The sequence below is a fragment of the Halomonas sp. DQ26W genome, from assembly GCF_003339685.1.
GTDB lineage: Bacteria > Pseudomonadota > Gammaproteobacteria > Pseudomonadales > Halomonadaceae > Halomonas.
Genome location: NZ_QPKI01000022.1, coordinates 52,289 through 64,318, shown reverse-complemented (window position 1 = coordinate 64,318; position 12,030 = coordinate 52,289). Strand labels below are relative to the sequence as shown.

Below are 12,030 nucleotides of genomic sequence, written 5' to 3'. Positions count from 1 at the left end.
CGATGACGGGGCCATGACGGAATGATGGGCAGCCAGGCTATCCACAGGCGGCCTGGGACAAGTGGCTGTGGATGGATTACTCAGGCCAGAGACAACAACACCCGCACATGGCGGGCGTTGCAGGCCAACTGACCTGTCATCAGTGGCACTGGAAACAAACGCATTGGACTCAGCTCAGGGCCACCCGCGCGTGGCGCTTCTTGCCCGCCTGGATGATGTAGCTCTTACCGGTATCGAGCATATGGTCCTTGGCGACCACCTCACCATCGACCTTTACCCGCCCATTACCCAGCATGTCCTTGGCCTGGGCGCTGTTGTTGACCAGGCCCGAACGATTGAGTACGGCGGCAATGGGTGCCTGAGGACTGCCTTCGAAATCGACCTCGACGTCGGGCAGGTCCTCGGGCAGCTCACCCTCGGCCAACTGATTGCCAGCCGATCGGTGAGCATTGGCAGCCGCGCCTTCGCCGTGATAGCGAGCGATCAGCTCCCGGGCCAGAATCATCTTGATATCACGCGGGTTGGCACCCTGCTTGGCATCGCGCTTGAGACTCTCAATTTCTTCGTTGCTCTTCAATGACAGCAGCTCGAAATAGCGCCACATCAGGCTATCGGGCAGGGAAACCAGCTTATTGAACATAGAGCCTGGCGCTTCGTCGACGCCGACATAATTGCCCAGCGACTTGGACATTTTCTGCACGCCGTCGAGCCCCTCGAGCAGCGGCATGGTAATAACGATCTGGGGTTCCATGCCGAAGTGCTTCTGGATCTCTCGACCCATCAGAAGGTTGAACGTCTGGTCCGTACCACCCATTTCCACGTCGGCCTTCAGCGCCACGGAGTCATAGCCCTGCACCAGTGGGTAGAGAAACTCATGAATGGAGATCGGCTGACTCGATGTGTAGCGCTTGTCGAAGTCATCCCGTTCCAGCATGCGTGCCACGGTACTCTGGCCGGCCAGCTCGATCATGTCGGCCGCGGTCATGGCGGAGAACCACTCCGAGTTGAAGCGCACCTCGGTCTTCTCGGGGTCGAGGATCTTGAACACCTGCTCCTTGTAGGTCTGAGCGTTGGCGCGGACCTCTGACTCGGTCAGCGGCTTGCGCGTGACATTCTTGCCGGTGGGATCGCCGATGCGCCCGGTGAAGTCGCCGATCAGGAAGATGACCTCGTGCCCCAGTTCCTGGAACAGGCGCATCTTGGTCAACAGCACGCTATGACCGAGGTGCAGGTCCGGGGCGGTAGGATCAAAACCCGCCTTGATACGCAGCTTGCGTCCGGACTCGAGCTTCTTGACCAGCTCGTCCTCGATCAGGATCTCGTGGGTGCCACGCTTCAGAAGCGCCAGCGCGCTCGCGACATCGGTCATCGTCTCCGACTCCACATAATACGGTTACCAGGCCCTGCCACCAGGGTCCATTGAGTGGAACAGGATGTTAGCATGACTTGGCGCCTCGCGGAGGAGGCTCAGCAACGGGGAGTAGCGGAATGACACTGTTCATCGGCCTGATGTCCGGCACCAGTCTCGACGGTGTCGATGCCGCTCTGGTAGAAATCGACGGCCACAACAATGCGCGCCTGCTCGCCACCCGGGCCGAGCCTATGCCGGAGAGTCTGCGCGAATCGCTACTGGCACTCTGCCAGGCCGAACGCGCGGCATTTGCCGAACTGGCTGCGGCCGAGAACGCGTTCTGCCGCTTGCAAGCGACAGCCGTGAAACGGCTGCTCGCCGCCAGCGACAAATCGCCCGATGCTATCGCCGCCATCGGCAGCCACGGCCAGACCATCGAGCATGCCCCATGGGGGCATGGCAGGGGGCATGGCGAGGCGCCTGCCTATACTTTGCAGCTGGACAACCCCAGCCTGTTGGCCGAGCTGTGCGGTTGCACAGTGGTAGCCGACTTCCGGCGCCGCGACCTGGCCGCAGGCGGCCAGGCGGCTCCGCTCGCTCCCGCTTTTCATGAAGCCCTGTTTCGTCGGCATGGGGCGTGGCTGCTGGTGCTCAACCTGGGCGGCTTCGCCAACCTGACGCTGCTGCCGCCTGCCGAAAGCGACGCCGAGGTCATCGGCTTCGATACCGGCCCCGCCAACGCCCTACTGGATGGCTGGCATGCGCGGCATCGCGGCGGACGCTTCGACCCGGAGGGCACCTGGGCCGCGTCGGGACGCGTCGATGAAGCCCTGCTGGAGCGCTTGCTGACTGAGCCCTTCTTCCATCGCCCGCCACCGCGCAGCACCGGCCGCGAGGTCTTTCATCTCGACTGGCTGGAAGAACGTTTGACGGGAAGGGAAGCCTCCGAGGACGTGCAGGCCACGTTATCGGAGCTCACTGCCACCAGTGTTGCCCTCGGCGTGGAGATGGCTCGTGAGCGACTTCGGGCTCCGCCAGCAGCAGCCTTGATTCCCTGCGGCGGCGGCACCCACAACCCGGACCTGCTGACCCGTCTTGGCCGACATCTGCCAGAGACTCCCCTGGTACCCAGCAGTGACTGGGACTGGCCTGCCGACTGGCTTGAAGCAGGCGCCTTCGCCTGGCTCGCCTGGCGCAGGCTCGAAGGGTTGCCCGGCAACCTGCCCAGCGTCACCGGCGCTGCCGGCCCGCGAGTGCTAGGCGGCATCTACGCCCCGTAGCCCTCTACGCACTGTAGAAAAGAAGCACCGCGCAACACAGCGATCCGCCCGCACAGGCATTGATTCAGTGTTTTCTAAAAATCATCCTCGTCGCGCAGTGAAAGACGCTGTGCCGTATCCTGCGCCTTGGCCAGCACGTCGCTGCCTTCATCCTCGTACTTGATCATCATGCGCAGGTTATTGGCCGAATCGGCATGCACCAGTGCCACTTCCTCGGTGATCTGCCCAGCCGTGTAGAGCTCGTAAAGCGCCTGATCGAAGGTCTGCATACCGAGGTCCCGTGAGCGAGACATGACGTTCTTGATTTCACCGACATCGCCCTTGCGGATCAGGTCAGCGATCAAAGGGGTACGCAGTAGTATCTCAATAGCCGGGCAGCGCCCCCCATCACGAGTGGGCAGCAACTGCTGGGCGACGATGGCGTGCAGGTTGAGCGAGAGATCGAGCCATATCTGTTCGTGCCGCTCATGGGGAAAGAAGTGAATGATGCGATCCAGGGCCTGGTTGGCGTTGTTGGCGTGAAGTGTGGCCAGGCACAGGTGTCCCGTCTCGGCAAAGGTGAGTGCGTGTTCCATGGTTTCGCGCGTGCGCACCTCGCCGATCAGAATCACGTCCGGCGCCTGGCGCAGCGTATTCTTCAACGCCACCTCGAAGGACTCGGTATCGATTCCCACCTCGCGCTGATTGATGATCGCCTTCTTGTGCGGGTGCACGTACTCGATAGGGTCCTCGACGCTGATGATATGCCCCCCCACCGTCTCGTTGCGCTGCTGGATCATCGACGCCAGGGTGGTCGACTTGCCGGTACCGGTGCCGCCCACCACGAACACCAGGCCACGTTTGAGGTTGGCCAGCTCACCCAGTTGCTGCGGCAGGGACAGCTCTTCGAGATGGGGGATGTCGAAGGCGATACGCCGGATCACCATGGCCAGCTGACTGCGCTGCTGAAAGGCACTGACTCGGAAGCGGCCGAGTCCCGAGATGCTCAAGGCGAAGTTGGCTTCGCGATCGATCTGGAAACGCTCCCGCATGCCTTCGGGCACCGCCGTATTGACCAGCTCACGTACCTGAGCCAACGAGAGGCGCTGGTCACCAAGCGCGGTCAGCTTGCCGGCGATCTTGATGGTGGGGGGAGCCTGCACCGAGATCAAAAGGTCCGATGCTTCCTTCTGGGCCATGATGCCCAGCAGTTGCTCCAACCATTCTTGTGCTGTCATGTCCCTGCCCCCTTGTCTGCTTCTGTTTCGGCTTTCATTCATTAGCCCCGAGCCATGCCTGCGCCAGCGTGCCCTATGTCAGCATACCCTTATGTCAGCATACCCTTGGCCCGTGCCTGAGCCTCTTCGCGGGTCACGACATTATCGGTGATTAGCTTGGCCAGGGCCGCATCCAGGGTCTGCATACCCAGATTGCCACTGGTCTGGATCGCCGAGTAGATCTGCGCCACCTTGTCCTCGCGAATCAGGTTGCGCACCGCCGCATTGGCGATGAGGATCTCGTGGGCGGCCACTCGTCCGCCGCTCTGGCGCTTGAGCAGGGTCTGGGATATCACCGCCTGCAACGACTCCGAGAGCATCGAGCGGACCATCGATTTCTCATCACCAGGGAAGACGTCGATGATACGGTCGATGGTCTTGGCGGCGGAGGTGGTATGCAGGGTGCCGAATACCAGATGCCCGGTCTCGGCGGCGGTCAGTGCCAGCCGGATGGTTTCCAGATCGCGCAGCTCGCCGACCAGGATCACGTCGGGATCCTCGCGCAGGGCACTGCGCAAGGCCTGGGCAAACCCATGGGTATCACGATGCACTTCGCGCTGGTTGATCAGGCAGCGCTTGCTCCGGTGCACGAATTCAACCGGATCTTCGATAGTGAGAATGTGGTCGTAACGGTGATCGTTGATATAGTCGATCATCGCCGCAAGCGTTGTGCTCTTGCCCGAGCCGGTGGGGCCGGTCACCAGCACCAGGCCGCGGGGCAGCAACGCCAGGCGGCGGAAGACGTCACCCAGCGCCAAGTCGTCCATGGTCAGCACTTCACTGGGGATGGTACGGAAGACCGCACCGGCGCCGCGCGCCTGGTTGAAGGCATTGACACGGAAACGCGCCACGCCCGGCACCTCGAAGGAGAAGTCGGTCTCGAAGAATTCCTCATAGTCGCGGCGCTGGCGGTCGCCCATGATGTCGTATATCAACTTGCGGACTTCTCGGTCCTCCATTGCCGGCACATTGAGCCGACGAATGTCGCCATCGACACGGATCATGGGCGGCAGACCGGCCGACAGATGCAGGTCGGAGGCGTTCTGCTTTGCCGAGAACGCCAGCAGTTCGGTAATATCCATGCGGTTCCCCTGCTACCAGGTAAGGTTCGTTTCAGTATGCCAGACCTTTTGACATGAAGGACTTCAGGTGAGTAATACCACGAATTTCATTCTCGGTGACTACCTGGCCTTCGCCCAGGCGCGGCTGGCCGATGCCCTGGCAGCAGCCGGCCGCCAGACCGGTGACGCTCGGCTGCTGGCGGTCAGCAAGACCAAGCCGGCTGCCTTGATCCGCGAAGCATGGGAGCTGGGGCAGCGGGACTTCGGTGAAAACTACGTTCAGGAAGCGCTCGCCAAGCAGGCCGAACTCGGCGATCTGGAGGGCATCGTCTGGCATTTTATCGGCCCCCTGCAATCCAACAAGTCCCGGGAGGTGGCCGAGCACTTTGCCTGGGTACACAGCGTCGACCGTGAGAAGATTGCCCGGCGCCTGAACGAACAACGCCCTGCCGGGCTCGGGCCGCTGGACATCTGCCTACAGGTCAACATCAGTGCCGAGCCGAGCAAGTCAGGCATCATGCTCGAGGATCTACCACGCCTGGCCGAGGCGGTACTGGCGATGCCGGCCCTAAGGCTGCGCGGACTGATGGCCATTCCCGCCCCGACTGAGGAACCATCGGCCCAGCGGGAACCGTTCGCCCACCTGCGCCAGGCGCTTGAGATGCTGCAGAAACGCTTCCCCGACGCACCTTTGGATACCCTGTCGATGGGCATGAGTGCCGACCTGGAAGCCGCCGTAGCAGAAGGCGCTACCCTGGTTCGGCTGGGAACCGCCATATTTGGCAAGCGGGAAGCCGCATCGCGCTGATTGATGCTAATGCGTACCGGCCTAGAGCCGGTCGTTACATAACGTAAAAGGATATATTTCAATGGCCAGCAGAGTCACTTTCATCGGCGCCGGCAACATGGCCAGCGCTATCATTGGCGGGATGATCGACAACGGTTACCCGGCCACCGGCATTACCGCCACCTCTCCCAGCGATGCCTTCCTGGCGCCGATTCATGAGCGCTACGGAATTCGTACCAATACCGATAATGCCGCCGCGGTACGCGATGCCGACGTGGTGGTGCTGGCCGTCAAGCCTCAAGTGATGAAGGAAGTCTGCGAGGGGCTGCGCGATACTCTGCAGCGTCAGCGTCCGCTGATCGTTTCGGTGGCCGCCGGAATCGACGCGGCAACTCTGCAAGCCTGGATGGGGGGCGGCATGGCACTGGTTCGCTGCATGCCCAACACACCTTCACTGGTCGGTTGCGGTGCCGCCGGTTTGTACGCAACGCCCGAAGTCGCCGCCGAACAGCGTACCCAGGCCAGCGAACTGCTTGGCGCCGTCGGGTTGGTCGAATGGGTCGAGGAAGAGTCGCTGCTGGATGCGGTCACGGCAGTTTCCGGCAGTGGCCCCGCCTATTTCTTCCTGATGTTCGAAGCCATGGAAGAGGCTGGCGTGAAACTGGGCCTGCCTGCGGAAACGGCTCGCCGCCTGGCGATCCAGACCGCACTCGGCGCAGCCCGCATGGCCCAGGAGAGCGAACTTACCCCGGCCCGGCTCAAGCGCAACGTGATGTCGCCTGGCGGCACCACCGAGCGTGCGGTAGAGCATCTCGAGCAGGCGGGACTGCGCGCCATGATGGTCGACGCCATGGATGCCTGCGCCGGCCGCGCCCGCGAGATGGGCAATGAATTCGGACAGCGCTAGCGCTTAGAGGCCGCCCGCAGCACGCGGCGGCCTCCCCCTACATGAGAGAAAGGAGCCGAACATGGGAAATGCTGGCCTGTTGCTGGTCAACACCCTTATCAATATCTATCTATTTCTGATGATGCTGCGCTTCCTGCTGCAGGCATCGCAGGCCGATTACTACAATCCCATCAGCCAATCGGTGGTGAAGATCACCCAGCCGGTGGTGCGCCCCTTCCAGAGCTTCCTTGGTCCGGTGATGGGCCGCTTCGACCTGGCGACCCTGGCTGCCGCCTTCGTGCTTAAGGCAATCAGCATCGTGGTCATCCTGCAGATCGCCGGCTTCGGCATGCCGCCAATAGCCAATGTCGCCATCGGTGCGGTTGCCGCGATTGCCAATGCGATCCTCAAGATCTATTTCTTCGCCCTGATCGTGATGATCATCCTGAGCTGGGTAGCCCCCAACGCCAGCCACCCCGGCGCACTACTGATCATGCAGTTGGTGGAGCCGATCATGGCGCCGGTGCGCAAGGTCATCCCACCGCTGGGCATGATCGACCTGTCGCCGATCGTGGTCTTCATCGCCATCAGCCTCATCGATGGTATCGTGGTGGGCGCTCTGACTCGTGCCGCCGGTATCGCCGGAGCGCTGGTCGGCCTGTAAGACCATGTCGACCCATACTGGATCCCAACGACTGGACACAGAACAACAGATGCCCGAGTTTCCCGCCGACTCGGTCGGCCTGGTGACGCCACAGACGGCGCACTTCGACGACCCCTTGGACCTGGCCTGCGGCAAGACGCTGCCGGCCTACGACCTCGTCTATGAAACCTACGGCACACTCAATGCCACGCGGACCAATGCGGTACTGATCTGCCATGCGCTATCGGGGCATCATCATGCTGCGGGGTTTCACGACGCCAATGATCGCAAGCCCGGCTGGTGGGACGCCCATATCGGCCCGGGCAAGTCCATCGACACCGACCGCTTCTTTGTGGTCTCGCTGAATAACCTCGGGGGCTGCCATGGCAGTACCGGACCGGTCAGCGTCAATCCCGCCACCGGCCGCCAATGGGGGCCGGACTTCCCGATGATGACGGTGGGTGATTGGGTCCACAGCCAGGCACGCCTGGCAGACCGTCTGGGCATCGAATGCTTCGCCGCCGTGATCGGCGGCAGTCTGGGTGGCATGCAGGTGCTGCAATGGGCCCTTACCTACCCGGAGCGTATCGCCAATGCCGCGGTCATTGCCGCCACCCCCAAGCTATCGGCCCAGAACATCGCCTTCAATGAAGTGGCCCGACAGGCCATTCGCTCCGACCCCGACTTCCACGACGGCTGGTACAACGAGCACGGCAAGGTCCCGCGTCGCGGCCTCAAGCTGGCCCGCATGGTGGGACATATCACCTACTTGTCGGAAGATGCCATGGGCAGCAAATTCGGCCGCGACCTGCGCAGCGAGGATCTCAACTTCGGCTACGGCGTGGAGTTCCAGGTGGAGTCCTACCTGCGACACCAAGGCGATACCTTCTCGAGCTCCTTCGATGCCAACACCTATCTGCTGATGACCAAGGCCCTGGACTATTTCGACCCTGCCGCGGTTCACGGCGGCGTCCTCGCCAAGGCGGTGAAGCCGGCACAGTGCCCTTTCCTGGTGGTCAGCTTCACCAGCGATTGGCGATTCACCCCCTCTCGCTCCCGAGAGCTGGTCAACGCCCTGATCCGGGCCGGCAAGTCGGTAAGCTACGTGAATATCGATTCTCCCCACGGCCATGATGCTTTCCTTCTGCCGGAGCCACGCTATCAGGCCGTCTTTGCCGCCTTCATGTCCCGTACGGCCCGGGAGATGGGCCTGGAGGAGCGCTCATGATGCGAGCCGACCTGGAGCTTATTCACCGCTGGATTCCCCGAGGGGCGCATATCCTCGACCTGGCCTGCGGCGACGGCATCCTGCTCGAGGCTCTGGCCCGTGACAAGGACGTCACCGGCTATGGCCTCGAGATCGACCCGACGGGCATTACCGCTTGCATCGACAAGGGCGTCAGCGTCATCGAGCAGAACCTCGACGAGGGTCTGGTAAACTTCGAGGATGACACCTACGATCTGGTGGTCATGACCCAGGCATTGCAGGCGCTGCGCCGCCCCGACCGCATGCTCGACGAGATGCTGCGAGTCGCCGACGAGTGCATCATCACCTTTCCCAACTTCGCCTACTGGCGGCACCGGGTGCATCTCGGCATACGCGGCTACATGCCGGTTTCCAAGTCGCTGCCCCACGCCTGGTACGATACCCCCAATATCCATCTTTCGACCTTCAACGACTTTGAACACCTGTGTCGCGAAAAGGGCTTGGCGATCACCGACCGGGCGGTGGGGATACGCGACCATGAAGGACACTGGACCTCGCGGCTTTGGCCCAACCTGTTCGGTGAAATCGCCATCTTCCGCATCAGCCGACAGCAGGCCGAGGCCACGACCAAGTCAACGAGCAAGACGTAGCAACGAGACATAATAGCCGAGAGACGAGATGCAACGACAAGTCGAGGGAGCTACCGATGATGCATCGTGCCAACTTGTACCGCCTGTTCACCACGCTGCTGCTGTTCTGCCTGACCCTGCCGCTTCAGGCACAGCAGTTCGAGCGGGTCGGCGACTATCAGATCCACTACAGCGCCGTCAGCACCAGCTTCCTTAGCCCGGAGGTGGCATCTACTCATGGTGTCCAGCGCAGCCCAGCCATGGCGCTGGTCAATATCAGTGTGCTCGAGCAGCGTGGGGATGGCACCACCAGGACCGTGAACGCCCCCGTAAGCGGGACGGTCGGCACGGTTGGCGACACTTCGCCCGCTTCGCTCTCCTTCCGTTCTCTGCGCACCGGTGACAGCGTGTCGCAAATTGCGGTCTTTCGAATCATCGAAGGTGAGCCCATGCACTTCGACCTTGAGATCCGCCACGACCGCAACGAAGCGCCAACCAACGTCGGCTTCATTCAGCGCTTTACCATAGACCGATGAGCCGTCTCCGGCTGGCCCACCGGACCGAGCTCGACGCCACCTCGGCCCTGGGCATACGACTGCCCGATGGACGCAACGTGCTGCTGGTGAAGGTCCATGAGCGAATCAGCGCCTTCGTCAATCGCTGCCCCCATCAGGGGGTAATGCTGCAGGCGGAGCCAAACGTCTTTCTCGAAGCGAGCGGGGAGCTAATCCAGTGCACCATGCACGGCGCCCTGTTCCTGCCCGAAACCGGTGAATGCATCTTCGGCCCCTGCCAGGGGCGCCACCTGGAGCCGGTGGTGGTGTCAGTCGACGCCGAAGGCAACATCCAACTGGCGGGTAAGTGAAACGGGCAGCACCTCGGCCAGCCGTATCACCCGCGGCACCCCATCGAGGCTGTCGACCCGGCAGCCGTAGGCCAGTATCTCGACGCCGCGTTGTGCTGCCTCGCCCAGTGCCAGCGCATAGGCGGGGTCGAGGTGTGCGGCCGCGGCCACGTCGCCGATGCCGGTATGGGCCACGCAGAACAGCAGCACCGCCCGATGGCCCTGGGCTGCAAGATCGCCCAGCACCCCCAGATGGCGCCGTCCCCGCTCGCTCACCGCATCGGGAAAATAGCCATGGCCATCGCTCTCCTTGAGGGTGACCTGCTTGACCTCGATGAAGACCGTTCCCCGCAGCGGGTCGTCCAGGCGGAAGTCGAGCCGGCTCGCGCTTTGTCCCGGTTCCGCCATCACCTTCGCCTCGCGTTTCAGCGAGGCATAGCCCGCCAGGGCGGCCACCTGCCCCCCACGCAGCGCCTCTTCGACGATGCGATTGGCCCGCCCGGTATGCACCGAAGCGAGCGCCAGGCTACCGTCGGCCTGGGGCAGCTCGATCAGTTCCCAGGTCCAGGCCAGCTTGCGCACCGGATTGTCGCTGGGTGCCAGCCATACGCGGCAGCCCGGCACATTCACCGTGCGCATGGAGCCGGTATTGGGGCAGTGGGCGACCACTTCGCGACCGTCGACGAGGCGCACATCGGCCAGGAAGCGTTTGTAGCGGCGCAGCAGGGTGCCGGGCACTAGTTGTGGATACTCCATGGCAAAACCTCCGGTTCGTGGCTGCGCTCTCTACGCTTGGCGCGCCAGGAAACGCTCGAGCCGAGCCACTGCCTCTTCGAGGCGTGCGATTCCGGTGGTGAAGGCGATGCGCACGTGATGCTCGCCCCCCGTCAGCGCGAAATCGATACCCGGCGTGATCGCCACGTTCTCCTCCTCAAGCAGCTGACGGCAGAAGGCCTGGCTGTCGCGGCTATAGCGGGAGATATCCAGCCACAGGTAGAAGGCGCCCTGGGGCGGCAGCGAGGGGGCCAGCCCCAGCCGGGCGAGCCCTGCCAGCAGCGCATCACGGCGGTGACCCATCTCGGCGCGGCGCGTCTCGAGGATATCGCGACACTCGGGGGTAAAAGCAGCCAGCGCCGCGTGCTGGGCCGGGGTCGAGGCCGCCAGGAAAACGTTCTGGGCCAGCCGGGTGAGCGGCTCCACAGCCGCCTCGGGTGCCAGCAGCCAGCCCAGGCGCCAGCCGGTCATGCCGAAGTACTTGGAGAAGCTGTTGACCACGTAAGCATCGCCAGTGATCGCAGCCACCGATAGCGGCGCGATGTCGTAGCAGAGCCCCTGATAGATTTCATCCACCAGCAATTCACCACCGCGGGCCGCCACGCTGTCGGCAACCGCGGAAAGCTGTGCACTATCGAGCATATGGCCGGTCGGGTTGGAAGGGGTAGCCAGCATCGCCAGGCGGGTGTCATCGCGCCAATGCTGCTCAATCAGCGACGCATCCAACTGCCAGCCGCTTTCCGGGCCGACCGGCACGGCATCCACCTCGGCACCGGCCAGGGCCATGAAGTGGCGATTGCAGGGATAGTTGGGGTCGGCCATCAGCACCCGGTCGCCGGGCCCTGCCAGCAACTGGCTGGCCAGCAGGAGTGCTCCCGAGGCCCCCGGCGTGACAAGAACACGCGACGGGTCGACTGCAGCCCCGAAATGCTCGGCATAGTGCCCGGCGATCGCTTCGCGCAGCGCTGGTAGGCCCGCTGCCGGGGTATAGCGGGTATGCCCCGCCGTCAGCGCCTGCTGCCCGGCGACGAGCACCGGCTCCGGCGTGGCAAAGTCGGGCTCGCCCACCTCCAGGTGAATGACATCGTGGCCGGCCGCCTCGCGGGCCTGCGCGATTTCCAGTAGGCTCATCACCCGGAAAGGGGCTACACGATCGACTCGCGCATTCCACAACATGTCAGACTCCCGAACGAAATGACCGGACCTAACGGGAACCTTTCACCGCCAGGCTTTCCAAGGTAGATTCTATCTTTTTTCAGGACCGTCGCGCAGGCCGCTCTTCGCGCCAACATTACGAAGATCGCTATTGCAA

The 12,030-nt window shown here is 63.0% G+C and carries 13 protein-coding genes; 8 read left to right on the top strand and 5 right to left on the bottom strand.

Going from position 1 to position 12,030, the window contains the following annotated elements; genetic code table 11:
• Window positions 1-169: 169 nt before the first annotated feature.
• Window positions 170-1,369: a tyrosine--tRNA ligase gene (gene tyrS, locus DU490_RS12325; RefSeq protein WP_114574585.1), complete on the bottom strand. Its 1,200-nt coding sequence runs from the start codon at window positions 1,367-1,369 to the stop codon at window positions 170-172.
• 119 nt (window positions 1,370-1,488) lie between these two features.
• Between tyrS and DU490_RS12320 the strand changes: the two genes are divergently transcribed.
• Entirely contained in the window at window positions 1,489-2,631 is a 1,143-nt protein-coding gene (locus DU490_RS12320) for an anhydro-N-acetylmuramic acid kinase (RefSeq protein WP_114574584.1), read from the top strand.
• 74 nt (window positions 2,632-2,705) lie between these two features.
• Here DU490_RS12320 and DU490_RS12315 read toward each other — a convergent pair whose 3' ends face one another.
• Both DU490_RS12315 and DU490_RS12310 read right to left on the bottom strand, forming a co-directional pair.
• Window positions 2,706-3,848 (bottom strand): PilT/PilU family type 4a pilus ATPase, encoded by a 1,143-nt coding sequence (locus tag DU490_RS12315; RefSeq protein ID WP_114574583.1) that lies wholly within the window; start codon window positions 3,846-3,848, stop codon window positions 2,706-2,708.
• Between the two features lie 89 nt (window positions 3,849-3,937).
• Window positions 3,938-4,969, bottom strand: a complete 1,032-nt coding sequence (locus DU490_RS12310) for a type IV pilus twitching motility protein PilT (RefSeq protein WP_114574582.1) — start codon at window positions 4,967-4,969, stop codon at window positions 3,938-3,940.
• 67 nt (window positions 4,970-5,036) lie between these two features.
• Between DU490_RS12310 and DU490_RS12305 the strand changes: the two genes are divergently transcribed.
• The 7 genes from DU490_RS12305 to DU490_RS12275 all read left to right on the top strand — a co-directional run bounded on the left by DU490_RS12305 (window position 5,037) and on the right by DU490_RS12275 (window position 9,965).
• On the top strand, window positions 5,037-5,756 hold the full coding sequence (locus DU490_RS12305; RefSeq protein WP_114574581.1) for a YggS family pyridoxal phosphate-dependent enzyme: 720 nt from the start codon (window positions 5,037-5,039) through the stop codon (window positions 5,754-5,756).
• 61 nt (window positions 5,757-5,817) lie between these two features.
• On the top strand, window positions 5,818-6,642 hold the full coding sequence (gene proC / locus DU490_RS12300; RefSeq protein WP_114574580.1) for a pyrroline-5-carboxylate reductase: 825 nt from the start codon (window positions 5,818-5,820) through the stop codon (window positions 6,640-6,642).
• Between the two features lie 61 nt (window positions 6,643-6,703).
• Window positions 6,704-7,285 (top strand): YggT family protein, encoded by a 582-nt coding sequence (locus tag DU490_RS12295; RefSeq protein WP_114574579.1) that lies wholly within the window; start codon window positions 6,704-6,706, stop codon window positions 7,283-7,285.
• A 49-nt stretch (window positions 7,286-7,334) separates the two neighbouring features.
• A complete protein-coding gene (locus tag DU490_RS12290) occupies window positions 7,335-8,492 on the top strand; it encodes a homoserine O-acetyltransferase (RefSeq protein WP_114574578.1) in 1,158 nt (385 codons plus the stop codon).
• Window positions 8,492-9,121, top strand: coding sequence for a methionine biosynthesis protein MetW (gene metW / locus DU490_RS12285; protein ID WP_114574590.1), 630 nt, complete (start codon window positions 8,492-8,494; stop codon window positions 9,119-9,121). Before DU490_RS12290 ends, metW begins: the two co-directional genes overlap by 1 nt.
• A 56-nt stretch (window positions 9,122-9,177) precedes the next feature.
• Window positions 9,178-9,636 (top strand): DUF4426 domain-containing protein, encoded by a 459-nt coding sequence (locus tag DU490_RS12280; RefSeq protein ID WP_114574577.1) that lies wholly within the window; start codon window positions 9,178-9,180, stop codon window positions 9,634-9,636.
• Complete coding sequence (locus DU490_RS12275; protein ID WP_114574576.1) at window positions 9,633-9,965, top strand: Rieske 2Fe-2S domain-containing protein; 333 nt, start codon at window positions 9,633-9,635, stop codon at window positions 9,963-9,965. Before DU490_RS12280 ends, DU490_RS12275 begins: the two co-directional genes overlap by 4 nt.
• Here the strand turns inward: DU490_RS12275 and sfsA are convergent.
• Window positions 9,924-10,700, bottom strand: a complete 777-nt coding sequence (gene sfsA, locus DU490_RS12270) for a DNA/RNA nuclease SfsA (protein WP_114574575.1) — start codon at window positions 10,698-10,700, stop codon at window positions 9,924-9,926. The two genes, DU490_RS12275 and sfsA, sit on opposite strands and share 42 nt — an antisense overlap.
• 30 nt (window positions 10,701-10,730) lie before the next feature.
• The gene (locus DU490_RS12265) at window positions 10,731-11,894 is read right to left on the bottom strand and encodes a pyridoxal phosphate-dependent aminotransferase (RefSeq protein ID WP_114574574.1); all 1,164 of its coding nucleotides are present in this window, start codon (window positions 11,892-11,894) and stop codon (window positions 10,731-10,733) included.
• Window positions 11,895-12,030: the final 136 nt, after the last annotated feature.

Bases quoted from the DNA above. Each gene is read 5' to 3' on its own strand.
- DU490_RS12295 (WP_114574579.1), top strand. From the start codon at position 6,704: ATGGGAAATGCTGGCCTGTTGCTGGTCAACACCCTTATCAATATCTAT.
- DU490_RS12310 (WP_114574582.1), bottom strand. From the start codon at position 4,969: ATGGATATTACCGAACTGCTGGCGTTCTCGGCAAAGCAGAACGCCTCC.
- metW (WP_114574590.1), top strand. From the start codon at position 8,492: ATGCGAGCCGACCTGGAGCTTATTCACCGCTGGATTCCCCGAGGGGCG.
- tyrS (WP_114574585.1), bottom strand. From the start codon at position 1,369: ATGACCGATGTCGCGAGCGCGCTGGCGCTTCTGAAGCGTGGCACCCAC.
- DU490_RS12265 (WP_114574574.1), bottom strand. From the start codon at position 11,894: ATGTTGTGGAATGCGCGAGTCGATCGTGTAGCCCCTTTCCGGGTGATG.
- DU490_RS12315 (WP_114574583.1), bottom strand. From the start codon at position 3,848: ATGACAGCACAAGAATGGTTGGAGCAACTGCTGGGCATCATGGCCCAG.
- DU490_RS12275 (WP_114574576.1), top strand. From the start codon at position 9,633: ATGAGCCGTCTCCGGCTGGCCCACCGGACCGAGCTCGACGCCACCTCG.
- proC (WP_114574580.1), top strand. From the start codon at position 5,818: ATGGCCAGCAGAGTCACTTTCATCGGCGCCGGCAACATGGCCAGCGCT.
- DU490_RS12290 (WP_114574578.1), top strand. From the start codon at position 7,335: ATGCCCGAGTTTCCCGCCGACTCGGTCGGCCTGGTGACGCCACAGACG.
- sfsA (WP_114574575.1), bottom strand. From the start codon at position 10,700: ATGGAGTATCCACAACTAGTGCCCGGCACCCTGCTGCGCCGCTACAAA.
- DU490_RS12320 (WP_114574584.1), top strand. From the start codon at position 1,489: ATGACACTGTTCATCGGCCTGATGTCCGGCACCAGTCTCGACGGTGTC.
- DU490_RS12280 (WP_114574577.1), top strand. From the start codon at position 9,178: ATGATGCATCGTGCCAACTTGTACCGCCTGTTCACCACGCTGCTGCTG.